The 22,564-nt window shown below is 72.0% G+C and carries 23 protein-coding genes; 15 read left to right on the top strand and 8 right to left on the bottom strand.

From position 1 onward, the window contains the following. The first annotated feature begins 18 nt into the window (after positions 1–18). The 3 genes from IE206_RS16930 to sucD all read left to right on the top strand — a co-directional run bounded on the left by IE206_RS16930 (position 19) and on the right by sucD (position 3,491). Positions 19–1,173, top strand: coding sequence for a VWA domain-containing protein (locus tag IE206_RS16930; RefSeq protein ID WP_189962998.1), 1,155 nt, complete (start codon positions 19–21; stop codon positions 1,171–1,173). Positions 1,174–1,405: 232 nt separating this feature from the next. Next, entirely contained in the window at positions 1,406–2,584 is a 1,179-nt protein-coding gene (sucC, locus tag IE206_RS16925) for an ADP-forming succinate--CoA ligase subunit beta (RefSeq protein WP_189962997.1), read from the top strand. A 22-nt stretch (positions 2,585–2,606) separates the two neighbouring features. Continuing rightward, positions 2,607–3,491 carry a succinate--CoA ligase subunit alpha gene (gene sucD, locus IE206_RS16920; RefSeq protein ID WP_189962996.1) on the top strand — a complete coding sequence of 295 codons (885 nt, stop codon included), beginning with the start codon at positions 2,607–2,609 and terminating at the stop codon, positions 3,489–3,491. 94 nt (positions 3,492–3,585) lie between these two features. Here the strand turns inward: sucD and IE206_RS16915 are convergent, their stop codons facing one another. Continuing rightward, the gene (locus tag IE206_RS16915; RefSeq protein ID WP_189962995.1) at positions 3,586–5,079 is read right to left on the bottom strand and encodes a helix-turn-helix domain-containing protein; all 1,494 of its coding nucleotides are present in this window, start codon (positions 5,077–5,079) and stop codon (positions 3,586–3,588) included. A 174-nt stretch (positions 5,080–5,253) separates the two neighbouring features. On the opposite strand from IE206_RS16915, the gene IE206_RS43175 reads away from it, so the two are divergent. Continuing rightward, positions 5,254–7,440, top strand: coding sequence for a cell division protein PerM (locus tag IE206_RS43175; protein WP_189962994.1), 2,187 nt, complete (start codon positions 5,254–5,256; stop codon positions 7,438–7,440). An 8-nt stretch (positions 7,441–7,448) separates the two neighbouring features. Here IE206_RS43175 and IE206_RS16905 read toward each other — a convergent pair whose 3' ends face one another. Beyond that, positions 7,449–8,222, bottom strand: a complete 774-nt coding sequence (locus tag IE206_RS16905; protein ID WP_229853200.1) for a hypothetical protein — start codon at positions 8,220–8,222, stop codon at positions 7,449–7,451. Between the two features lie 272 nt (positions 8,223–8,494). On the opposite strand from IE206_RS16905, the gene purN reads away from it, so the two are divergent. Then, complete coding sequence (gene purN / locus IE206_RS16900; protein ID WP_189962993.1) at positions 8,495–9,163, top strand: phosphoribosylglycinamide formyltransferase; 669 nt, start codon at positions 8,495–8,497, stop codon at positions 9,161–9,163. Next, positions 9,090–10,724 (top strand): bifunctional phosphoribosylaminoimidazolecarboxamide formyltransferase/IMP cyclohydrolase, encoded by a 1,635-nt coding sequence (gene purH, locus IE206_RS16895; protein ID WP_189963137.1) that lies wholly within the window; start codon positions 9,090–9,092, stop codon positions 10,722–10,724. Before purN ends, purH begins: the two co-directional genes overlap by 74 nt. A gap of 75 nt (positions 10,725–10,799) precedes the next feature. Here the strand turns inward: purH and IE206_RS16890 are convergent, their stop codons facing one another. Beyond that, positions 10,800–11,516: an RDD family protein gene (locus tag IE206_RS16890; RefSeq protein WP_189962992.1), complete on the bottom strand. Its 717-nt coding sequence runs from the start codon at positions 11,514–11,516 to the stop codon at positions 10,800–10,802. Between the two features lie 205 nt (positions 11,517–11,721). Between IE206_RS16890 and IE206_RS16885 the strand changes: the two genes are divergently transcribed. The 4 genes from IE206_RS16885 to IE206_RS16870 all read left to right on the top strand — a co-directional run bounded on the left by IE206_RS16885 (position 11,722) and on the right by IE206_RS16870 (position 15,664). Further along, entirely contained in the window at positions 11,722–12,582 is an 861-nt protein-coding gene (locus IE206_RS16885; RefSeq protein WP_189962991.1) for a bifunctional methylenetetrahydrofolate dehydrogenase/methenyltetrahydrofolate cyclohydrolase, read from the top strand. 10 nt (positions 12,583–12,592) lie between these two features. Further along, positions 12,593–13,096, top strand: coding sequence for a DUF3017 domain-containing protein (locus IE206_RS16880; protein ID WP_373300933.1), 504 nt, complete (start codon positions 12,593–12,595; stop codon positions 13,094–13,096). A gap of 398 nt (positions 13,097–13,494) precedes the next feature. Beyond that, positions 13,495–14,490, top strand: a complete 996-nt coding sequence (locus IE206_RS16875; protein WP_189962989.1) for a helix-turn-helix domain-containing protein — start codon at positions 13,495–13,497, stop codon at positions 14,488–14,490. A gap of 184 nt (positions 14,491–14,674) precedes the next feature. After that, on the top strand, positions 14,675–15,664 hold the full coding sequence (locus IE206_RS16870) for a malate dehydrogenase (protein WP_189962988.1): 990 nt from the start codon (positions 14,675–14,677) through the stop codon (positions 15,662–15,664). Positions 15,665–15,727: 63 nt separating this feature from the next. Here IE206_RS16870 and IE206_RS16865 read toward each other — a convergent pair whose 3' ends face one another. After that, on the bottom strand, positions 15,728–16,045 hold the full coding sequence (locus IE206_RS16865) for a hypothetical protein (protein ID WP_189962987.1): 318 nt from the start codon (positions 16,043–16,045) through the stop codon (positions 15,728–15,730). Between the two features lie 52 nt (positions 16,046–16,097). Between IE206_RS16865 and IE206_RS16860 the strand changes: the two genes are divergently transcribed. Together IE206_RS16860 and IE206_RS16855 are read left to right on the top strand one after the other, a co-directional pair. Further along, positions 16,098–16,343 carry a helix-turn-helix transcriptional regulator gene (locus IE206_RS16860; protein ID WP_053728356.1) on the top strand — a complete coding sequence of 82 codons (246 nt, stop codon included), beginning with the start codon at positions 16,098–16,100 and terminating at the stop codon, positions 16,341–16,343. Then, positions 16,343–16,846 carry a hypothetical protein gene (locus IE206_RS16855; protein WP_189962986.1) on the top strand — a complete coding sequence of 168 codons (504 nt, stop codon included), beginning with the start codon at positions 16,343–16,345 and terminating at the stop codon, positions 16,844–16,846. Before IE206_RS16860 ends, IE206_RS16855 begins: the two co-directional genes overlap by 1 nt. A gap of 67 nt (positions 16,847–16,913) precedes the next feature. Here IE206_RS16855 and IE206_RS16850 read toward each other — a convergent pair whose 3' ends face one another. Genes IE206_RS16850 through IE206_RS16840 form a run of 3 tightly spaced genes read right to left on the bottom strand, consistent with a single transcriptional unit; the run spans position 16,914 to position 18,582 of the window. Beyond that, positions 16,914–17,642, bottom strand: coding sequence for an isocitrate lyase/PEP mutase family protein (locus tag IE206_RS16850; protein ID WP_189962985.1), 729 nt, complete (start codon positions 17,640–17,642; stop codon positions 16,914–16,916). Further along, the gene (locus tag IE206_RS16845; protein ID WP_229853199.1) at positions 17,630–18,088 is read right to left on the bottom strand and encodes a carboxymuconolactone decarboxylase family protein; all 459 of its coding nucleotides are present in this window, start codon (positions 18,086–18,088) and stop codon (positions 17,630–17,632) included. Before IE206_RS16845 ends, IE206_RS16850 begins: the two co-directional genes overlap by 13 nt. Further along, positions 18,085–18,582, bottom strand: coding sequence for a carboxymuconolactone decarboxylase family protein (locus IE206_RS16840; protein ID WP_189962984.1), 498 nt, complete (start codon positions 18,580–18,582; stop codon positions 18,085–18,087). Before IE206_RS16840 ends, IE206_RS16845 begins: the two co-directional genes overlap by 4 nt. A 46-nt stretch (positions 18,583–18,628) precedes the next feature. Between IE206_RS16840 and pdxR the strand changes: the two genes are divergently transcribed. After that, complete coding sequence (pdxR, locus tag IE206_RS16835; RefSeq protein WP_189962983.1) at positions 18,629–20,035, top strand: MocR-like pyridoxine biosynthesis transcription factor PdxR; 1,407 nt, start codon at positions 18,629–18,631, stop codon at positions 20,033–20,035. A 46-nt stretch (positions 20,036–20,081) separates the two neighbouring features. On the opposite strand, the gene IE206_RS16830 is transcribed toward pdxR, so the two are convergent. Continuing rightward, on the bottom strand, positions 20,082–20,936 hold the full coding sequence (locus IE206_RS16830) for a DMT family transporter (RefSeq protein ID WP_189963135.1): 855 nt from the start codon (positions 20,934–20,936) through the stop codon (positions 20,082–20,084). 142 nt (positions 20,937–21,078) lie between these two features. Here IE206_RS16830 and IE206_RS16825 point away from each other — a divergent pair, with 142 nt between their 5' ends. Together IE206_RS16825 and IE206_RS16820 are read left to right on the top strand one after the other, a co-directional pair. After that, the gene (locus tag IE206_RS16825; RefSeq protein ID WP_053728362.1) at positions 21,079–21,348 is read left to right on the top strand and encodes a hypothetical protein; all 270 of its coding nucleotides are present in this window, start codon (positions 21,079–21,081) and stop codon (positions 21,346–21,348) included. 11 nt (positions 21,349–21,359) lie between these two features. Then, the gene (locus tag IE206_RS16820) at positions 21,360–22,541 is read left to right on the top strand and encodes a glutathionylspermidine synthase family protein (protein WP_189962982.1); all 1,182 of its coding nucleotides are present in this window, start codon (positions 21,360–21,362) and stop codon (positions 22,539–22,541) included. Positions 22,542–22,564: the final 23 nt, after the last annotated feature.

Below are 22,564 nucleotides of genomic sequence, written 5' to 3'. Positions count from 1 at the left end.
TGTGGGGATGGGGAATTGATGACCAGCATGCAACCAAGTGCTGACGAGCGGCTGCGGCGCTGGCGGCTCGTGCTCGGTGGGGAGCCCGGCGCCGAGGGGACAGGGTGCGCCCTGGCCGGGCAGGACGCCGCCATGGACGGGGCGCTCGGCGCGCTCTACGGCGGCGCCAGGAGCGGGGGCAAGGACCGCGGTGCCGGGCTCGGGGCGTCCGCGCCGTCCGTCGCGCGCTGGCTCGGCGACATCCGTACGTACTTCCCGAGCTCGGTCGTGCAGGTCATGCAGCGCGACGCCATCGAGCGGCTCGGGCTCGCCACGCTCCTCCTGGAGCCGGAGATGCTGGAGGCCGTCGAGGCCGACGTCCACCTTGTCGGCACCCTGCTCTCGCTCAACAAGGCGATGCCCGAGAGCACCCGGGAGACCGCCCGCGCGGTGGTGCGCAAGGTCGTCGAGGACCTGGAGAAGCGGCTCGCCACCCGCACCCGGGCCACCCTCACCGGCGCCCTCGACCGCAGCGCCCGCATCAGCCGGCCCCGCCACCGCGACATCGACTGGGACCGCACCATCAGGGCCAACCTCAAGAACTACCTGCCCAAGTACAACACCGTCGTGCCCGAGCGGCTGGTCGGCTACGGGCGCGCGGCGCGGGGCGTGAAGAAGGACGTCGTGCTGTGCATCGACCAGTCCGGCTCGATGGCGGCCTCTGTCGTCTATGCCTCCGTCTTCGGTGCTGTTCTTGCCTCGATGCGCTCGATCGCCACCCGACTGGTCGTCTTCGACACGGCTGTCGTCGATCTGACCGATCAGCTCGACGATCCCGTCGACGTGCTGTTCGGCACCCAGCTGGGCGGAGGCACCGACATCAACCGGGCGCTCGCCTACTGCCAGTCGCAGATCACCCGCCCTGCCGACACCGTGGTCGTTCTCATCAGCGATCTTTACGAGGGCGGGATACGGGACGAGATGCTGAAGCGGGTCGCCGCCATGAAGGCGTCGGGCGTGCAGTTCGTGGCCCTGCTCGCACTCTCCGACGAAGGCGCCCCGGCCTACGACCGCGAGCACGCCGCGGCCCTGGCCGCGCTGGGCGCCCCCGCCTTCGCCTGCACCCCGGACCTGTTCCCCGAGGTGATGGCCGCGGCGATCGAGCGGCGGCCGCTCCCGATACCCGAGGCGTGAGCGGGGCCCCGCCTGGGCGCGCCCTGAGCAGGTGATCTGTGACAGGTATCACCGCCCAGGTGTGATCTGTGATTTAGGGACCTACGTCCTGCAGAGATAACCTGCGAGACGGACATGCCGCGTGCTCGGACACCGTGTACGCCTCCCTCAGTGACAGCGCCGTCACGTTGCCCTTCGCGGCACGCCCAGCAGACAACGGAACCGCGATACCACTGAAAAGGGACGGACGCGCGTGGACCTGTTCGAGTACCAGGCGAGGGACCTCTTCGCCAAGCACGGTGTACCGGTGCTGGCCGGTGAAGTGATCGACACGCCTGAGGCGGCGCGCGAGGCCACTGAGCGTCTCGGCGGCAAGTCGGTCGTCAAGGCGCAGGTGAAGGTCGGTGGCCGCGGCAAGGCCGGCGGCGTGAAGCTGGCCGCCGACGCGGACGAGGCCGTCGCCCGCGCCACCGACATCCTCGGCATGGACATCAAGGGCCACACGGTCCACAAGGTGATGATCGCCGAGCTGTCCCCGGAGATCGAGGCGGAGTACTACGTCTCGTACCTCCTCGACCGCACCAACCGCACCTTCCTCGCCATGGCGTCGGTGCAGGGCGGCATGGACATCGAGGAGGTCGCGGAGAAGACCCCCGAGGCCCTCGCGAAGGTCCCGGTCAACGCCGTCGACGGCGTCGACATCGAGAAGGCCCGCGAGATCGTGGCCCTCGCGAAGTTCCCGGCCGACGTGGCCGAGGGCGTCGCCGAGGCCATGGTGACCCTGTGGAAGACCTTCGTCGCCGAGGACGCGCTCCTCGTCGAGGTCAACCCGCTGGTCAAGACCAAGGACGGCCGCATCCTGGCCCTCGACGGCAAGGTGTCGCTGGACGAGAACGCCGAGTTCCGTCAGCCCGACCACGAGGCTCTTGAGGACAAGGCCGCGGCCAACCCCCTCGAGGCGGCCGCCAAGGCCAAGAACCTCAACTACGTGAAGCTCGACGGCGAGGTCGGCATCATCGGCAACGGCGCGGGTCTCGTCATGAGCACCCTGGACGTCGTCGCGTACGCCGGTGAGGCCCACGGCGGCGTGAAGCCGGCCAACTTCCTCGACATCGGCGGCGGCGCGTCCGCCCAGGTGATGGCGAACGGCCTGGAGATCATCCTCGGCGACGCGGACGTCAAGTCCGTGTTCGTCAACGTCTTCGGTGGCATCACCGCCTGCGACGAGGTCGCCAACGGCATCGTCCAGGCGCTGGCCCTGCTCGCCGAGAAGGGCGAAGAGGTCACCAAGCCGCTGGTCGTCCGTCTCGACGGCAACAACGCGGAGCTGGGTCGCAAGATCCTCAGCGACGCCAACCACCCGCTGGTGCAGCGTGTGGACACCATGGACGGCGCGGCCGACAAGGCCGCCGAGCTCGCGGCTGCGAAGTAAGGGAAGAGGTTAAGACACCACCATGGCTATCTTCCTCACCAAGGACAGCAAGGTCATCGTCCAGGGCATGACCGGCGCCACGGGCATGAAGCACACCAAGCTCATGCTGGCCGACGGCACCAACATCGTCGGTGGCGTGAACCCCCGCAAGGCCGGCACCTCCGTCGACTTCGACGGCACCGAGGTCCCGGTCTTCGGTTCCGTCAAGGAAGCGATGGAGAAGACGGGCGCCGACGTCTCCGTCCTCTTCGTGCCGCCGGCCTTCGCCAAGGCCGCCGTCGTCGAGGCCATCGACGCCGAGATCCCCCTCGCCGTGGTCATCACCGAGGGCATCGCCGTGCACGACTCGGCCGCCTTCTGGGCGTACGCGAACTCCAAGGGCAACAAGACCCGCATCATCGGCCCGAACTGCCCCGGTCTGATCACGCCGGGCCAGTCCAACGCCGGCATCATCCCGGGCGACATCACCAAGCCGGGCCGTATCGGCTTGGTGTCGAAGTCCGGCACGCTGACCTACCAGATGATGTACGAGCTGCGCGACATCGGCTTCTCGTCCGCCGTCGGCATCGGTGGCGACCCGGTCATCGGCACCACGCACATCGACGCGCTCGCCGCGTTCGAGGCCGACCCCGACACCGACCTGATCGTGATGATCGGCGAGATCGGCGGCGACGCCGAGGAGCGTGCGGCCGACTACATCAAGGCCAACGTCACCAAGCCGGTCGTCGGCTACGTCGCGGGCTTCACCGCGCCCGAGGGCAAGACCATGGGCCACGCCGGCGCCATCGTCTCCGGCTCCTCCGGCACCGCCCAGGCGAAGAAGGAGGCCCTTGAGGCCGCCGGCGTCAAGGTCGGCAAGACGCCGACCGAGACCGCCAAGCTGGCGCGCGCCATCCTCGCCGGCTGAGCACCGTCTCGCGGAGCCCAGCTCCTCGGGTACGCATGAAGGGCCCGCACTCCTCGGGGGGTGCGGGCCCTCGTGCGTACCCGGGAACGGGCCGTCAGCCGATGTCCGGGACCAGGCGGTACGGGCCGCGGGCCGGTGCCGTGCGCAGTTTGTCGCGCAGTTCGATGTCCTCGCCGGTCAGCCGTTGCGGGCCGCTGACCGCAGGGACGCCGGAGACGCGCTCGCCGGGCGGCACCGGAAGCACGTGGAATTGCGGCACCGTCGCCACGGTGAACATCGTCGCCCCGACGATCAGCGTGGTGAAGGCGATCGCGGCCCGGGTCCAGAACCGGCGGCGCCGCTCGCTCCCCTTGCGTACGACCGGAGCGGACGGCAGCGCGGTGACCGAGGCGGGCCCGGCGGCCGCGAGGTCGGCGATGCGTTCGCGCAGTACGGACGAGAGGGCCTCCGGCGTCGTGGCCCCGGCCGCCGCGGGCACCCGGCGGGCGATGGCGTTCCGCGCCGTAAGGAGGCGGCTCGCGGCGGCCGGGGTGCTGGCCTCCGTCTCGGCGGCGGTCTCCGGCAGATCGAGCCCGAGGCCGTCGTACAGGAGCACCGTGCGCCGGTAGGCGGGCGGCAGATCGAGCAGCGCGTCGAGCAGAGCCCGGCGTTCGGGCTCGGTGGGCGGCTGGTCGGGGTGCTTGTGGGCGCGCCGGAAGCGGTGCCAGGGGGCCATCGCGTATTCGTACGCCGCCGCGCGCACCCACCCCGCCGGGTCACGGTCGGTGGCGACCTCGGGCCAGTTCTCCCAGGCCAGATGGAAGGCGCGCTCCACCGATTCGCGCGAAAGCCGGGTCCGCCCGGTGAGCAGGTAGGCCTGCCGGGCGAGGCCGGAGGCGGTGGAGCAGTACAGCGCGTCGAACGCCTCGGCGGGCGTGCGCGGGACCGATGGGGTGGTCTGATCCGGGTCCGCGCCCGGGTTCGGGTCCGGGTCGGCCGGCGGGGCGGGTGCTTCGTGTTCGCCCTCGGGCTCGGCGGTCTCCGGCTCGGGCGGCTGCTCCGGCAAGGCGTGGGCGGCGCCCCCGGTCGGCGCGCCGGACTTCAGCGCCTCTTCGGCGGGGCCGGGCACGGAGGCGGCCGGAGCGGGGGCCGGGGCCGTGTGCTCGTGGCGGGCGTGCGGGGTGGTGGGGGGTTTCGCGGCCTTCTTCGCGGCCGGCTCGGGGCGGGTCTTCGCCGCGTGCGGCTTCGCGGGCTGTTTGGTCCCCTTCACCGCCTTGGCCCGGGCGGCGACGGCCGGACGGGCCGTGTCGTGCCCGCCGGAGCCGGAGTCCTTTCCGTCGTCGCCCGGGGCGCGGTCGTCCTCGCCGGCCACCGCCGCCATCTCCGCCTCGATGCCGGCGAGCAGCCGGGCGTAGGTGTCGCCCTTGCGGCCGCGCGGCGTGGTGCGGCCGGTCTCCCAGGAGCGCACGGTCGCCCGCGTGACGCCGATGGCCGTCGCGATCTGCGCCTCGCTCAGGTCCTTCGCCTCCCGCAGGCGGCGCCGTTCCTTGGGGGTGGGCAGGGGAGGCCTGGCACCGGTGTCATTGGTATCGGCCGTGCTCTGTGTCATGAAGGGCTCCCAGGGCTCCCCGCGAAGGCCGTAGCGGCTGTTGCACCCTTGGCGACGCAGCTCGAATCGCCCCGGGTGAAAAAGTACATAACCGTATATTGAGCGACACATCGGCCATTCGCCGGTTACGCGCAGAAAGCGCGTGTCGTTGGCAGCATGGCCCGGGTGACCCAAGTGACCGACCGCAGCCTGCCGTTGTCTTCCGCCCAGGCGCGCCCCTCCGTACTCGCCACCTGTCTGCTGCGCGGCGCGATCGCGGCGGGGCTCGGGCTCGGCGCCCTGGCCGTGCTCGTGATGATGCTGTGGATCTGCTCCCCCTACCCCGACAACGGGCTCGGCGGCGCCCTGCGCACGGCCGCCTCCCTGTGGCTGCTCGCCCATGGCGCGCAGCTGGTCAGGCCCGCAACCCTGAGCGGCACACCGGCCCCGGTGGGCCTGGTTCCGCTGCTCCTGACGGTGCTGCCGATCTGGCTCGCCCACCGCGCGGCCCGAGACGTGCGGCTGCCCGACGAGGACGAGGCGTACGAGGACGGCAGCCTCGGGCCGCTGCCCTCCGCGCGGACCGTGTTCTGGGGCGTGACCGGCGGATACCTCGCGATCGCGGTCGCCGCCGTGCTGTATGCGGTCACCGGACCGCTGCCCGCAGCCCCGCTCAGCGCGATGCTGCACCTGCCGCTCACTGTGGCGCTCGCGGTCGGGGCCGGCGTCTGGACCGCGCACGGCCGCCCGCTCGGGCCGCTCCCGGACCGTGTTCCGGCGTGGGTACGGCGCATGCTCCTGGCCGCTCGTACGAGTGTTGCCGCGCGGGCCGCCGGGGCCGCCACCTCCGCGCTGCTCGGCGGCGGCGCACTGCTCGCGGGGGCCGGGCTCGTCTGGCACCTCGGCGTCGCCCAGGACGCGTTCCTGCGGCTCGCGGAGGACTCCTCGGGGCGGTTCGCGCTGCTGCTGCTCGGCGTCGCGCTGGTGCCGAACGCGGCGGTGTGGGGCGCCTCGTACGGCCTCGGTCCCGGCTTCGCTGTCGGTACGGGGGCGGTGGCGAGCCCGCTGGGCGTGGTGGGTACGCCCGCGCTGCCGCACTTCCCGCTGCTCGCGGCGGTGCCGACCGGCGGGCACGGGTCCTGGTGGAACTGGGCCGCGGCGGTGGTGCCGCTGGCGGCGGGGCTGGTGCTGGCCGGGTTCACCTCGCGGGTGGCCGCCGCCGAAGGGTGGGGGCGTCGGGAGACCGCGCGGGCCGCCCTGCTCGGGGCGGTGTTGTGCGGGTGCGCGTTCGCGCTGCTCGCGGCGATGGCGGGCGGGCCGCTGGGCACGGGGGCGCTGGCCGCGCTGGGGCCGGTCTGGTGGCGTGCCGGGTGCGCGGCGCTGCTGTGGGCGACGGGTGTGGGGGTGCCCGGCGCGGTGATCCTGAGGGGGTGCCGGAGGTGGGTTTCCGCCGAGCGGCGCACCGTGCGGGACCGGATGGCGGGGGTGCTCGCACGGCTGCCGCGGCTGCCGCGTCGGCGCAAGGCGGTTGCGGCGCCGGCCACCCAGGGGGGCGGGACCGACTACGACTACGACTTCACGCCGGTGGACGGGGCCGGGCTGTGGCACGAGGACGGGGCCCGGGAGGCGCGGTGGGCCGCGCTGAAGGAGGCGTCGGGCGGGCTGATGGCGGACACGTCCCTGGCGGGGGCCGGAGCGCCTTCTTCCCCGCCCCGCCCGTTCCCGAACCCGGGCGCCACCGCGGACCCCGCTCCGCGAACGCCCGAGGGGCTGGGGGGCGGGACCGCGTCGGTACCCGAAGCGGACGCCGAACTGCGCCGGTACCTCGGGCTGCCGGCGGACCCGGTGCGGGGGCCGGGCGACTGGGGCCCGGCCCCCGGCCTCACTCCTCGCCTGCCGGAGGAATTGGGTCTTGATGCGGCGTCAGCACCGGAAGACGATCCCGGACTGCGACCGGATCGTGCGCTGCCGGCCGACCCGGCACGGGGGCTCGGCACCTGGGGGCCCACCCCGGGCTCCGGTCCCCGCCCGCCGGAGGGGCTGGATGCTGACGCCGGGTCAGCGCCGAGAAGTGGTCCCGGACTTCCGCCGGACCTCCCCCTGCCCACGAACCCGGCACCCAGGCCCGCAGGCCTCCCGCCCCGAACGGGGTTTGATGCCGGGACGGTAGCGGAGGTCGACGCCGAGCTGCGCCGGTATCTGGGGCTGCCGGTGGACCCGGCACCGGAACCCGGCACGTGGGGCCCCGCTTCTCGTACGCCGGAGGGGCGGGATCTCGGGGCCGGGCCGGTACCGGGAGGACCGCTCGCGGACCCCACCCCGAAGCCCGACCCCGTACGCGACACCGAATCCCCGGGCTCGGGCCGCACCGAGCCCGAGTGAGCCCAGGGCTACTCCTTCACCCCGAACAGCGGGACCAGCTTCTCCGGGAGGAGGTCGTTGCAGGCCAACTGGCCCGACTTGGTCAGGGCGTCGTCCACGCACGTGTAGTAGTCGCGGTAGACGATCTGCATCGTGTAGGTCGACGCCACCACCGTCAGCGCCAGGACCGCCGTGACCAGGCCCGTCACCGCCGCCGTCATCTGCGGCCTGCCCTGCGGCGGGGCCGGGACGGCGGGAGCGGCGGGAGCCGGGGACGTGGCGGACGGCGCCTGAGGGGGCTTCGGCTTGGCGCGCAGGGAGCTGATCGCCCAGTACAGGCCGAGCGCCCCCAGGAGGAGGGAGATCTCCGGCATGTCGAACAGGGCGAAGAAGAACGCCCACATCCCGGAGAGCAGCGCGTAGCGGGCGCGGCGCTGGGCCGGGTCCGTGGGGTCCCAGCGCGGGCCGGGCGGCGGCGGGTTCTGGCCCGGGCCGCCCTCCGGACGCTCGGGGCGCTGGCCGAAGCCGCCGGGCGCGCGGCCGGGCTGCTGGTTGCTCCACTGGCTGCCCCAGGGCGAACCCTGCTGGTGGTCATGGCCCTCGCCCGATTCCGGGCGACGCGGCTGCCAGGGCTGGTCGGGGCGGCCCTCGGGCGGCGGGGCGAAGGGGTTGTCGTCGGCGGGGCCCGCTCCCGTGCCGCTTCCCGTGCCCTGCGGCCCCGAGTTCCCCGGGTCCGTCGAGTGAGGGGAGCCGGGGGTGGAGGACTGGCGGGCTGCGAACAGCTGGTGGCGTCGGTCCGGCATCTGGTGAACGTCTTCCCCTCGGACCCGCGACCGGCCGGTCGGGCCAGGGGGTCACATCTCGCATGTAAGTGAAACAAGTAAGTGAGACAGGTCTCGTCTCGCGGCGTCCTCCCAGACGCTACCTGGCGGTCCGGCCCCCGTCCCGTGGGGGCCGTCCGGTGTGCCGGTATCGTTGCTGACGGTCGGCGCTTTCGTAGAGTTCCCCGTATCGAGGGGCACGATTCGTTCGTACGACCACACAAAGACGTACGACCGCGAGAAAGAGCCCCGCTGTGGCCTCCCCGCCCCCCTCCGCGTCCCCTTCACCGCCCGAAACGCACCGCCCTGCCCGCCTTGTGGTCCTGGTGTCCGGGTCCGGCACGAATCTGCAGGCCCTGCTCGACGCCATCGCCGACGATCCGCACGGATACGGCGCCCAGATCGTGGCCGTCGGCGCCGACCGGGATTCCATCGCCGGGCTGGAGCGCGCCGAGCGGGCCGGGATCCCGACCTTCGTGTGCCGGGTCAAGGACCACGGCTCGCGCGCGGAGTGGGACGCCGCGCTGGCGGAGGCGACCGCCGCGTACGCGCCGGACCTGGTCGTCTCGGCCGGGTTCATGAAGATCGTGGGGAAGGAATTCCTCGCCCGGTTCGGGGGGCGTGTGGTCAACACCCACCCCGCGCTTCTGCCCAGTTTTCCCGGAGCCCACGGCGTCCGCGACGCGCTCGCGTACGGCGCCAGGGTCACCGGGTGCACCGTCCACTTCGTCGACGACGGCGTCGACACCGGCCCGATCATCGCCCAGGGCGTGGTCGAGATCCGGGACGAGGACGATGAAGCCGCTCTGCACGAGCGGATCAAGGAAGTCGAGCGAGCGCTGCTCGTCGATGTCGTGGGGCGCCTGGCCCGTAACGGCTACCGCATTGAGGGACGAAAGGTTCAGATCGGTGAACTCGGTTAGTACGGACACCGTCAAGCCCATCCGGCGGGCGCTGGTCAGCGTCTACGACAAGACGGGTCTTGAGGAGCTGGCGCAAGGGCTGCACGCGGCCGGGGTCGAGCTGGTGTCCACCGGGTCGACCGCCGCGAAGATCGCCGCCGCCGGGGTGCCGGTCACCAAGGTCGAGGAGCTCACCGGGTTCCCCGAGTGCCTGGACGGCCGGGTCAAGACGCTGCACCCGAAGGTGCACGCGGGCATCCTCGCCGACCTGCGCCTGGACGCGCACCGCGCGCAGCTCGACGAGCTCGGCGTGCGCCCCTTCGAGCTGGTCGTCGTCAACCTGTACCCGTTCAAGGAGACCGTCGCCTCCGGCGCGAGCCCCGACGAGTGCGTCGAGCAGATCGACATCGGCGGGCCCTCGATGGTCCGCGCCGCCGCCAAGAACCACCCCTCGGTCGCCGTCGTCACCAGCCCGCAGCGGTACGCGGCCGTGCTCGACGCCGTCAAGAACGGCGGCTTCGACCTCACCGCCCGCAAGCGCCTGGCGGCGGAAGCGTTCCAGCACACCGCCGCGTACGACGTGGCCGTGGCGTCCTGGATGACCAATGTGTACGCGCCCGAGGAGGGCGACGCCGCGCTGCCCGAGTTCCTCGGCGGCACCTGGGAGCGCAAGTCGACCCTGCGCTACGGCGAGAACCCGCACCAGGCCGCGGCCCTCTACACCGACGGACAGCCGGGCGGGCTCGCCAACGCCGAGCAGCTGCACGGCAAGGAGATGTCCTTCAACAACTACGTGGACACCGAGGCCGCGCGCCGCGCCGCCTACGACCACGACGAGCCCTGCGTCGCGATCATCAAGCACGCCAACCCGTGCGGCATCGCGGTCGACGCCGACCTCGCCACGGCCCACCGCAAGGCCCACGAGTGCGACCCGCTCTCCGCGTTCGGCGGCGTCATCGCCGTCAACCGGCCGGTGACGGTGGCGATGGCCGAGCAGGTCGCCGAGATCTTCACCGAGGTCATCGCGGCCCCGGACTACGAGGACGGCGCCGTCGAGGTGCTGGCCCGCAAGAAGAACATCCGGGTGCTCAAGGTGGACGGCACCCCGCACCAGCCCGGTGACCTCAAGGCGGTCTCCGGCGGCGCGGTGCTCCAGCAGACCGACGTCTTCCAGGCCGAGGGCGACGACCCCGCGAACTGGACGCTGGCCAGCGGAGCGGCCCTGTCCGAGGCCGAGTTGAAGGAACTCGCCTTCGCCTGGATCGCCTGCCGCGCGGTCAAGTCCAACGCGATCCTGCTCGCCAAGGACGGCGCCTCGGTCGGTGTCGGCATGGGCCAGGTCAACCGGGTCGACTCCGCGAAGCTCGCCGTCGAGCGGGCCGGCGAGGAGCGCGCGCGGGGCTCGTACGCCGCCTCCGACGCGTTCTTCCCGTTCCCCGACGGCTTCGAGATCCTGGCGAACGCCGGGGTCAAGGCCGTGGTCCAGCCCGGCGGCTCGGTCCGCGACGAGCTGGTGGTCGAGGCGGCGAAGAAGGCGGGCGTGACGATGTACTTCACCGGAACGCGCCACTTCTTCCACTGACCCCGCACCGACCCCGCACACGCGAAGGGCCGCGCCCCTCGGAAGGAGCGCGGCCCGGGGTGCTGGTCCGGGTGATCAGCCCTTGATGACCAGGGTGTTGGCGGCCTTGTCGTGCCAGCCGCGCAGCTGCCCGGTGTTGTCGAAGAAGGGCGAGATGACGATCAGCACGTAGCCGAGGAAGCACGTGATGTAGCCGAGGCCGATGGGGAAGCCCCAACGAACCAGGGCGGCACCGAAGTTGGGCTTCTGGCCGGTGCGGGAGTTGACGATCCGCATGCCGAGGATCTTCTTGCCCGGGGTGGTGCCCATCGTGGAGACGAAGATGACGTCGTAGAAGATGAACGTCAGGAACGACACGATGATCGAACCGAGCATCGCGCCCACGGCGACACCGCTGCTCTTGGTGCCGGTGCCGAAGGCGGACCCGAGGATGATCAGGTTGAGGATGATCACCACGATGTACGCGAAGATCATGTCGAGCAGACGGGCGCCGAAGCGGGCGCCGTAGCTGCCGACCTCGACGACACCCAAGCCCGGCACATTGGCGTAGCCCTCGGGGGCCTGTCCACCGGGGATGCCGGGCGCCTGCGGGTAACCGTAGCCCTGTGGCGCCTGGCCGGGGGCCTGGGGGTAACCGTAGCCCTGCTGCGGCGGCACGCCCTGCGGCACCCCCTGCTGGCCCTGCGGGTAGCCGTAGCCGGGCTGGCCCTGCTGCTGGCCGTACGGGTTGCCGCCCTGCGGGGGCTGCTGGGGCTGCTGCCCGTAGGGGTTGTTCGGGTCGCCGAAGCTCATGACGGATTTTCCTCCGTTGGTGTTGCGGGGACGACGCGGCCCGAGCGGAGGAATAGCTGTTCTGAGCGGTTTGCCCCCCGGCACTGCCCGCGGCACTGCGCGGATCATCGTTCTAAACGAGACATAAGTTTGTCCAGCCGGTTGCTGGATGTGTTGTGCAAGTGCAACTTGGGCGATCAAGCGTCGCCCTGAAAGAATGGGAAACATGACCGCCCAGATTCTCGATGGCAAGGCCACCGCCGCAGCGATCAAATCCGAACTGGCCGTCCGTGTGGCGGCCCTGAAGGAACGGGGCGTCACGCCCGGCCTGGGGACCGTACTCGTCGGGGAGGACCCCGGCAGCCAGAAGTACGTCGCGGGCAAGCACCGCGACTGCGCACAGGTCGGCATCGCCTCCATCCAGCGCGAGCTGCCCGCGACCGCGACGCAGGACGAGATCGAGGCGGTGGTGCGGGAGTTGAACGAGGACCCCGCGTGCACCGGCTACATCGTCCAGCTGCCGCTGCCCAAGGGCATCGACGAGAACCGCATCCTGGCGCTGATGGACCCGGCCAAGGACGCCGACGGTCTGCACCCGATGAACCTCGGGCGCCTCGTCCTCAACGAGCCCGGCCCGCTGCCCTGCACTCCGTACGGCATCATCCAGTTGCTCCGCAAGCACGGTGTGGAGATCAACGGGGCCGAGGTCGTCGTGGTCGGACGCGGTGTCACCATCGGGCGCTCCATGCCGCTGCTGCTCACCCGCCGCTCCGAGAACGCGACGGTCACCCAGTGCCACACCGGCACCCGTGACCTGTCGACGCACCTCAAGCAGGCCGACATCGTCATCGCCGCGGCCGGGGTCCCGCACCTCATCAAGCCGGAGGACGTGAAGCCGGGCGCGGCCGTGCTCGACGTCGGCGTCAGCCGCGACGAGAGCGGCAAGATCGTCGGCGATGTGCACCCGGGCGTCGCCGAGGTCGCCGGCTGGCTCTCGCCGAACCCGGGCGGCGTCGGCCCGATGACCCGTGCCCAGCTGCTCGTCAACGTCGTCGAGGCGGCCGAGCTCGCCGCCGACGCGGGCTGACCGGAAAGGCCTGAGGCCCATGGGTGCTGGTACGAGTCCCGAGCCGTCCAAGGACGCGGAGCCGTCGGCCGCGGGCGAGTCCGCCGCGGACATGCCCCCGGCGCGGCCCCGCAAGGGCGGCTCGCGACGGTTCCCGTCCGTCACACGGGACACCGCGCGCCCCGAGGGCGGCGGCCGTGCCGCACCCGGGGACGCGTCCGCACCCGCCCGCCAGTGGCCGCTGCTCTCCGTTCTGGTCGCGGTCGGCCTCGGGCTCCTCATGGTGGCGACCGAACCGTTCGGCCAGGCCTTCCGGGTCGGGCTCGTCATCATCGGCGCCGCTCTCCTGGCGGGCGCGGCCCTGCGCTGGACGCTGCCGTCGGTCGGCATGCTGGCCGTCCGGTCCCGCTTCACGGACATCACCACGTACGGGGTTCTCGGCCTTGCCATCGTGCTGCTGTCCCTGATGGCCCAGCCCCGTCCGTGGCTGAACGTGCCGTTCCTCGAGGACGCGGTTCACTTCACGGTCAGGTAGGGCGAAGGACCGAGCCGCCCCGCACTCTCCCCCGGCGAGTGCGGGGCGCCGCCGTCCCGCTGCTGGAAAACCTACGGCCGGTGCGGCCCCCGGTCGTCCCTCGCCGGGTTGAAATCCCCCTGGAGCAGCGGCAGTAGAGGCCTGCCGCCCGGCCCTCACCGGGGCCTCCGCGGTGCTCGGCAAGGAGTCCGGGAGCCGGGGCTGGGATCCGCTGGACGCCTGGGGACATCTGCTTGTCGCACTCGCCGGGCTGCCGCTCACCTTCCGGGTGCGGGCGCCGCTGGCCGTACCGCTGTGGACGCATCAGTCACCTCCTTCGTCCCGGTGCGCACCACTGCGGGAACTGACATCCTGGGCCCGTGCATCCCTGGGGGTAGTGACGGAAATTGGGGGAAGCGATGCCTCGCTGGAAGGCGCTGCCGGAGGAACTCGACCCGCAGGTGCGGGAGTTCGCGAGCCAGCTGCGCAGGCTGGTGGACCGCAGCGGGCTCAGCGTCGCCGCCATAGCCGACCGGACCGGGTACAGCAAGACGTCCTGGGAGCGGTATCTCGGCGGCCGCCTCCTCGCCCCCAAGGCCGCCGTCCTCGCGCTCGCCGAGGTGACCGGCACCCACCCCGTCCATCTGACCACCATGTGGGAGCTGGCCGAGCGGGCCTGGAGCCGCTCCGAGCAGCGGCACGACCGCACCATGGGGGCCACGCAGGTCGCCCAGGCGCGGGCCGCGCTGGGTGAGTTCGGGCCGGCCGAGCCGCCGGGAGGGGTGCGCGCCCACACGCCCAGCGCGGGGCTCACCGACCGGCGGCCGAAACAGGCGAAGCAGTGGGCCCCCAAGCCGCCCGCCGCCCCGGGCCACCACCGGCGCCGGATCGTCATGTTCCTGGCCGGGGTGGTCGGCGCGCTGCTCGTCATCACGTCCGCCGTGCTCCTCACCGACCTCGGCAAGAGCGACGGCAAGCAGCAGGCCAAGCCCACCCCGACCCACTCCGCGCCGGCGCCCGTGCTGCCCGCCGGGGTCAAGTGCGTGGCCGCCTCCTGCACCGGTCAGGACCCCGAAGTGATGGGCTGCACCGACAAGTTGGTCCAGACGGTAGGGAGCGCCAAGGTCGGCGTCGCGGTCGTCGAGGTGCGCTACAGCAGGACGTGCGGGGCGGCCTGGGCCCGCCTCAAGCAGGTCGCCCCGGGGGACCGGGTGCAGATCAGCTCGGGCGGCACGGCGGGGGAGGCGGTGGTGGCGGACGCGTACCGCGACACGTACACCAAGATGCTCGCCGTCAGCGGCCCGGCGGCCGCGAAGGCGTGCGCCACGCTGAAGAGCGGGAAGAGCGGCTGCGCCGCCGGAAAGGCCGCCGCGGGCGCCACGGGCAAGGCGGGAACGGCCACTACCGGTCAATGATCGATCAGCGTGAGGCGTCCCACAGGTGTACGGGGGTGTGGGACGCCCAGGGTCGGATAGCCTGACCGCTGGACATCTCTTCACGTCAAGATTCAGACGGTCGCACGTCAGGTTTCCGGCGTACGGGGTGCCCGGAAACGAGGGGCAACCACCCCACCACCCGCTGTTTCTAACGGAGATCGCCATGACCCGCACTCCCGTGAATGTCACCGTCACCGGCGCGGCCGGCCAGATCGGCTACGCGCTGCTCTTCCGCATCGCCTCCGGTCACCTGCTCGGCCCGGACGTGCCGGTCAACCTGCGCCTCCTGGAGATCACCCCGGCCCTGAAGGCCGCCGAGGGCACCGCCATGGAGCTCGACGACTGCGCCTTCCCGCTGCTCCGCAACATCACCATCACGGACGACGCGAACGTCGCCTTCGACGGTGCCAACGTGGCCCTGCTCGTCGGCGCCCGCCCGCGCACCAAGGGCATGGAGCGCGGCGACCTGCTGTCCGCCAACGGTGGCATCTTCAAGCCGCAGGGCAAGGCCATCAACGACAACGCCGCGGACGACATCAAGGTCCTCGTCGTCGGCAACCCGGCCAACACCAACGCGCTCATCGCGCAGGCCTCGGCCCCGGACGTACCGGCCGAGCGCTTCACCGCCATGACCCGTCTGGACCACAACCGGGCGATTTCGCAGCTGGCGAAGAAGACCGGCACCACGGTCTCCGACATCAAGCGCCTGACCATCTGGGGCAACCACTCGGCGACCCAGTACCCCGACATCTTCCACGCGGAGATCGCCGGCAAGAACGCGGCCGAGGTCGTCAACGACGAGCAGTGGCTGGCCGACGAGTTCATCCCGACCGTCGCCAAGCGCGGCGCGGCGATCATCGAGGCCCGTGGCGCGTCCTCGGCCGCCTCGGCCGCCAACGCTGCCATCGACCACGTGCACACCTGGGTCAACGGCACCGCCGAGGGCGACTGGACCTCCATGGGCATCCCGTCGGACGGCTCCTACGGCGTCCCCGAGGGCCTCATCTCCTCCTTCCCGGTCACCGTGAAGGACGGCAAGTACTCGATCGTCCAGGGCCTGGACATCAACGAGTTCTCCCGCAAGCGCATCGACGCCTCCGTCAAGGAGCTCGCCGAGGAGCGCGACGCGGTCCGCGAGCTCGGCCTCATCTGAGCCCAGCAGCACGCGTTTCGACGGAGCCCCGGCAGCCACTGCCGGGGCTTCGCCCGTTTCCCGCTACTTCGCCGCCGCGTCCTTCGTCAGCTGTACGGCGGACCGCAGGCCGAGCCCCGGCTGTGCCTGGCGCAGCGCCTTGACGGCGTGCACCGACTCGTCGTCCGGACCCGTGTAGCCGACCGAGGCCCGCTGCTCGCGCACCCAGCGGGCGCGCAGCTCGCGGTCCGGCACGGCGGCCGCCCGCTCGGCGATCCGCAGGGCAGCCTCAAGGCCGGGCCGCTCCGCCTCGCCCGCACTGGTCAGCGCCTCCCGCAGCTCCTGCGCGATGTGGTTCGCGTCGCGAAGGACCAGGACCGAAAGCTCTTTGCGCCCCAACATGAAGACTCCCCGCTCGTTGTGCTTCTACTCATCAATGTAGTACTTCTTATACATGAGCGAGCAGGTGCACAACAGGTTGGCGATGGTGCGTGCCGAGCGGAAGGTGTCGCGACAGAGCCTGGCCGAGGCAGTGGGCGCCCACTACCAGACCATCGGCTACATCGAGCGCGGGCAGTACAACCCGAGCCTCGACCTGGCGTTGAAGATCGCGGAGTACTTCGGGCTTCCGGTGGAGGCGCTGTTCTCCCTGAAGCCCTTCCGCCCGCTCACCGACGAGGCCTACGGGAGGAACCAGTGATGAACGCACAGCTGACGCGTTACGACCGGTGGATGCAGCAGACCATGAACCGGCGCGCGGCGGCGCCGCTGTACGCGACCGCGGGCCGCAGGAGGGTGCTGGTCGTCGGCCACATCGCACTGACCGCCGCGTACGTGGCGGCCTTTCTAGCGGCCCTGCTCGACGCTTCGATAGTCGCGGCTTGCCTGCTGGTCGCTCTGCTGCTGCCGTGGTGCTTGGCCACCGGCGCCATCAATTCCTCGACGCGCGGTCTGCTCGAACTGCGCCGCCGGGCCCTGGACGAGCGCCAGCGCGCCGAGCGCAGCGAGGTCCTGGCCCGCGCCCACCGGATCACCACCGGGCTGCTGTTCGCCACCGTCGCAGCCGTAGGCGGGTACCGGCTCGCGGGCGGGAACCTGGAGGCAGTGGCTCTACCGGCACTCCTCGGCATCCTGGTCGTGCACTGGCTGATGCCGATGTGGGTGGCGGGCCTGCGCGCCCAGGACGAGCCGGACGACGAGTAGCCGGTACGCACATGAGGGTGCCCCCGGCCCGAGCAAGGCCAGGAGCACCCTCATCTGCGTACGGCGGCTACAGCTCGCGCACCTGGCGGGCGATGTCCCGCAGCGCGTTCGTCGCGCGGATCTGGAGGCCGGGGCCGAACGTGATGCGGCCCGCGCCCAGTTCGCCGAGGCGGCGCGGTCCCGGGGCGTCCGGCAGGACCGCCATGTTCACCGGAACCGGCACCGCCTTCGCGATCTCCGGCAGGTGCTCGGCCGGGGCTGCGAAGGGGTAGACGCCGTCCGCGCCCGCGGCCACGTACGCCCGGGCCCGCGCGATCGTCGCGTCCAGCTCGGGCAGCCCGCGGATGTACGTGTCGACGCGGGCGTTGATGAACAGCCGGTCGCCCGCCTCCGCGCGCACCTCGGCCAGCCAGTCGGCGTGCCGGGCCGGGTCCTTGAGCGCGCCCTGGGCGGAGTCCTCCAGGTTGCAGCCGACCGCGCCCGTCTCCAGGAGCCGGTCCACCAGCTCCTTGGGGTCGAGGCCGTAGCCGCCCTCGACGTCCGCCGAGACGGGGACCGACACGGATCGCACGATCCGGGTGACGGCGGCGAACATCTCGTCCGCCGGCGTCGAACCGTCCTCGTACCCCAGTGACGCCGAGACCCCCGCGCTCGGCGTGGCCAGGGCAGGGAAGCCCGCCTCCTCGAAGACCCGGGCGCTGGCCGCGTCCCAGGGTCCCGGCAGGATCAGCGGATCGCCGGGGGTGCGCCCCTGGTGCAGGGCGCGGAAGGCGGCGGCAGGGTTCAGCTGTGCCATTCGGTTTCTCCGGGTGCCGTGCGGCGGGTCACCATCAGGCGGTTCCAGCTGTTGATGACGGTGATCGCCGCGATGAGATGGGCGAGTTGGGTCTCGGTGAAGTGCTCGGCGGCCTTCTCGTACACCGTGTCGGGTACGAAACCGGCGGTGAGGAGGGTGACCGCCTCGGTGAGGGCGAGGGCGGCGCGCTCCTGCCGGGTGAACAGGTCGCCGGCCTCCTCCCACGCCGCCAGAAGCCCGAGCCGCTCCTCAGCCTCGCCGGCCTTGCGGGCGGCCGCGAGGTGCATGTCCAGGCAGAAGGCGCAGTGGTTGAGCTGGGACGCGCGGATCATCACCAGCTCGGCGAGGACCGGGTCGCCCAGGCCCCGCTTGGCGGCCGCGCTGAGCTCCGCGAGGCTCAGGTAGACGTCCTTGGGGACCTGGAACTCCCTTGCGCCTGGGCTCACTTGTACATTCCCGGGGTGTAGTGGCCGGCCGCGCCGCGGGTGGTCACGCCGAAGCGGTTCCAGGCGTTGATCATGGTGATGGTCGCGATGAGCTGCGCGAGCTCGGTCTCCTCGAAGTGCTCGGCGGCCTTGTCGTACACCTCGTCCGGTACGAAGCCGTCGGTGAGGACCGTGATCGCCTCGGTCAGCTCGATCGCGGCGAGCTCCTTCTCCGTGTAGAAGTGCGCCGACTCCTCCCAGGCGCTGAGCTGCACGATCCGCTCCACCGACTCGCCGGCCGCGATCGCGTCCTTGGTGTGCATGTCGAGGCACAGGGCGCAGTGGTTGAGCTGCGAGGCGCGGATCTTGACCAGCTCGGCGATCACCGGGTCGAGCCCGCGCTCGGCGGCGGCGGTCAGCTTGATCATGGCCTTGTAGACCTCGGGCGCGGCCTTGGCCCACTGGAGGCGCGGGGGCTGCTCGGGTGCGTACGACTTGGTCTCGTTCGTGGTCATGGAACGAAGGTACGGGGCGTGTGGCACCCAGGTATGGTCCATTCCCATGGTGAAATCCTGGGCCACTTCTCCGGAAACTCTCGGTGTCGATCTGCACATCGACGTGGGCGGCGCGGGCCTGCGCTCGGGCCTCACGGACGCGCTGCGCGAAGCCGTACGCGGCGGACGGCTCACCCCCGGCACCCGGCTGCCGTCCTCGCGCTCGCTCGCCGCCGATCTCGGGATCGCCCGCAACACGGTCGCCGACGCCTATGCCGAACTGGTCGCCGAGGGCTGGCTCACCGCGCGCCAGGGCTCCGGGACGACGGTGGCCCAGCGTGCCGTGGCCCGCCCCGACCGGAGCCACACCCGGCGCCTGCCGACCCGCCGCAAGCCCACGTACAACCTGATGCCGGGCTCGCCCGACGTCGCCTCCTTTCCGCGCGCCGAGTGGCTCAAGGCGGCCCGCCGGGCGCTCACCGACGCCCCGCACGAGGCCTTCGGCCTCGGCGATCCGCGCGGCCGCGTCGAGCTGCGCACGGTCCTGGCGGACTATCTGGCCCGGGCACGCGGCGTGTACGCCTCGCCGGACCGCATCGTCGTCTGCTCCGGATTCCTGCACGGCCTGATGCTGATGGCGAAGGTGCTGCGGACCCGCCGGGTGCGGGAGGCGGCGGTCGAGTCGTACGGCCTCGACTTCCACTGGAAGGTGCTGACCGACGCGGGCCTGCGCACCCCGGCGCTGCCTCTCGATCAACTGGGCACCCGTACGGAGGAGTTGGGGGCGATGAAGGGGGTGGGGGCGGTGCTGATGACGGCCGCGCACCAGTTCCCGATCGGGGTGCCGCTGCTGCCCGACCGGCGGGCGGCGGCCGTCGACTGGGCGCGCACCACGGGCGGGCTGATCCTGGAGGACGACTACGACGGGGAGTTCCGCTACGACCGCAAGGCGGTCGGCGCGCTCCAGGGCCTCGACCCCGAGCACGTCGTCTACCTCGGCACCGCGAGCAAGTCCCTCGCGCCGGGCCTGCGCCTGGGCTGGATGGTGCTGCCCGGACACCTCGTGGACGAGGTCGTCCAGGCCAAGGGCGGGGAGTGGGCGAACGGCTCGCTGGACCAGCTGACGCTCGCCGAGTTCATCCGGTCCGGCGCGTACGACCGTCATGTGCGCGGCATGCGGCTCCACTACCGGCGCCGCCGCGACCAGTTGGTGACCGCGCTCGCCGAGCGCGCCCCCGAGGCGCGGGTCAGCGGCATCGCGGCCGGGCTGCACGCGCTGGTCGAACTCCCGCCCGGCACCGAGCGCTCCATCATCCGGGCCGCCACCTGGCAGGGCCTGGCCTTGGAAGGCCTCTCCCGCTACCGCCACCCCGAACTCGCCCCGGAGCGGGACGCGTTGGTGGTGGGGTACGGGACGCCGTCGGACTCGGGGTGGACGGGGGCGCTGGACGCGCTGTGCAACGTGCTGCCGTAGAGGGGGCTGGGCCGCCCGGCCGGAGCTGGTGGAAGCGGGGCCGGTTTCAGTGGTCCCGTACGTCCTGGAGCGAGGGCTCCGGCTCCGGGGCCTCGCCGAAGCGGGCCAGGGCGAGTGCTCCCGCCACCGCCACCGCGAAGCCGGTGACGGTCAGCCAGCCGAGTCCGTCCCGGGTGCGGTCGCCGAGCCAGGCCACGCCGACCAGGGCCGGGCCGATGGTCTCGCCGATGACCATGCCCGCCGTCGCCGTGGTGACCGAGCCGCGCGAAAGCGCCGAGGTGAGCAGCAGGAACGCGGCGCCGCCGCCGAGCAGCAGGGCGTAAAGCGCGGGATTCGTCAGGTCGAAGGGGTCGTCGATGAGCCGGACCGCGACCTCGACCACGCCGAAACCACAGCCCGCGCCGAGCCCGAGGACCAGGGCCCGGGCGCGGTTCGGCAGCCGGCCCCCGACCGCGCCCGCGAGCAGTACTGCGGCGGCCACGCCGAGCAGCCACCAGTGCAGGGAGGCCGGGCCCGCTTCCTTGCCCTCCGCGCCGGACGACAGGCCGAGCATGGCGAGGCCCGCGCAGACCACCCCGACCGCCGCCCACTCCGTACCGGAGAGCCGGACCTTGAGGATGCGGGCCGCGACCACCGCCGTCACCGCGAGCGAGGCGGCGAGCGCCGCGCCCACCGCGTAGATCGGCACCGAGCGCAGCGCGAGGATCTGGAAGACGAAGCCGAGGCCGTCGAGCGCGAGACCGGCGACATAGCGCCACTGGCGTACGGCGCGCAGGAGCAGCGCCGCGTCGACACCGGAACCGGCGCCCGCCCCCGTACTCGGCTCGGCGGCGCGCGTCGCGGCGGCCTGGAGGACGGTGGCCGTACCGAAGCAGACCGCGGACGCAAGGGCGCAGATCATCCCGAAGAACACAGGGGGGACTGTAGCCGCAGGCCCGGCGGGCGGGGAAAGCCCGGGGGCAGGTCGCCGATGGCCGGGAACTAGTGTGTGGCCGGAACGCGTCCCACAGCGAAGTCGGTACGAGAACGGGGGGAGATCCGCGATGCGAAGGTTCAGGTCCGCGACGGTGGTGCTCGGCGGGATGGGAGTGCTCGCCGCCACGCTCACCGCGTGCAGCGACGAACCGGACCGGCGCTGCGTCAATCCGGTCACGTACAAGGAACTGCCGAAGTACGAGTGCAAGAGCGGTGGCACCGGTCAGTACTACTACGGCGGGTCCAGCCGCAGCGGCAAGGTCTCCGGCGGCTCCTTCGACAAGTCTGGCGTCTCGCGCGGCGGGTTCGGCGGCCACGGCGACTCCAGCGGCGGTTGAGGGGCCGGAGCATGGAACGGCATTGCACAGAGCCGCGCCCGGACTGGCAGCGCACCGTCGAGGAACAGGGCCTGATCTACCCGCTGACCCGCTACCCCGACGACTCGCTGCGTCCGTACTGGGACGAGAGCGCGTACTACTCCTTCACGCTGCCCGAGGTCGAGGCGCTGGAGGAGACCGTCGAGGAACTGCACGACATGTGCCTGGCCGCGGCGGCCCACATCGTCGAGAGGGGCCGTTTCGCGGACCTGGGCATCATGGACGGCCGGCTGGCCGACCTGGTCGCCGAGTCGTGGCGGCGCCGGGCCGAACTCCCTTCCATATACGGCCGGTTCGACCTGCGGTACGACGGGACCGGCCCGGCGAAAATGCTGGAGTACAACGCGGACACCCCGACCTCGCTGGTCGAGGCGGCGAGCGCGCAGTGGTTCTGGATGGAGGACCGCTTCCCCGGCGCCGACCAGTGGAACTCGCTGCACGAGCGCCTCGTCGAGGCGTGGAAGCGGCAGGCTCCGCTGCTGCCGCCCGGGCCCGTGCACTTCGCCCACTCCGACACCGACGAGCTCGGCGAGGACCTCATGACGGTCGCCTATCTGCGCGAGACGGCCGAGCAGGCGGGCCTCGACACGGAGGCGCTGTCGGTCGAGTCGATCGGCTGGGACAGCATCACCGGCCGCTTCGTTGACGACCGCCTCCGCTTCATCCGGGCCTGCTTCAAGCTGTACCCGTGGGAGTGGCTGGCCTCGGACGCGTTCGGGCCGCAGGTCCTCGACACGCTCGACAACGGGGGCGGCACGGGGACGACGTGCTGGATCGAGCCGGCGTGGAAGATGCTGCTCTCCAACAAGGCGCTGCTCGCGGTGCTGTGGGAGCTGTACCCGGGGCACCCGAACCTGCTTCCGGCGTACCTGGACGGGCCGCGGGACCTGGCTTCCGGCCGGGGTTACGTCGCTAAGCCCTTGCTCGGCCGAGAGGGCGCGGGCGTCACGCTGCACCCCCGGGGGTCCGCCCCGGCCCGGCCCGAAGAGCCCTGCTGCTACCAGGAGCTGGCCCCGCTGCCGGACTTCTCGGGGAACCGGGTGGTGCTGGGGGCGTGGGTGGTGGAGTCCGAGCCGGCGGGGCTTGGCATCCGGGAGTCGGCGGGGCCGGTGACGGACGAGTACGCGAGGTTCGTCCCGCACGTGATCCGCTGACCCGGTTCGGCTCCCCTGCCCCT

The organism is Streptomyces violascens (assembly GCF_014649955.1).
GTDB lineage: Bacteria > Actinomycetota > Actinomycetes > Streptomycetales > Streptomycetaceae > Streptomyces > Streptomyces violascens.
The sequence above is the reverse complement of the archived record's forward strand: the minus strand, read 5'-3'. Positions and strand labels throughout refer to the sequence as shown.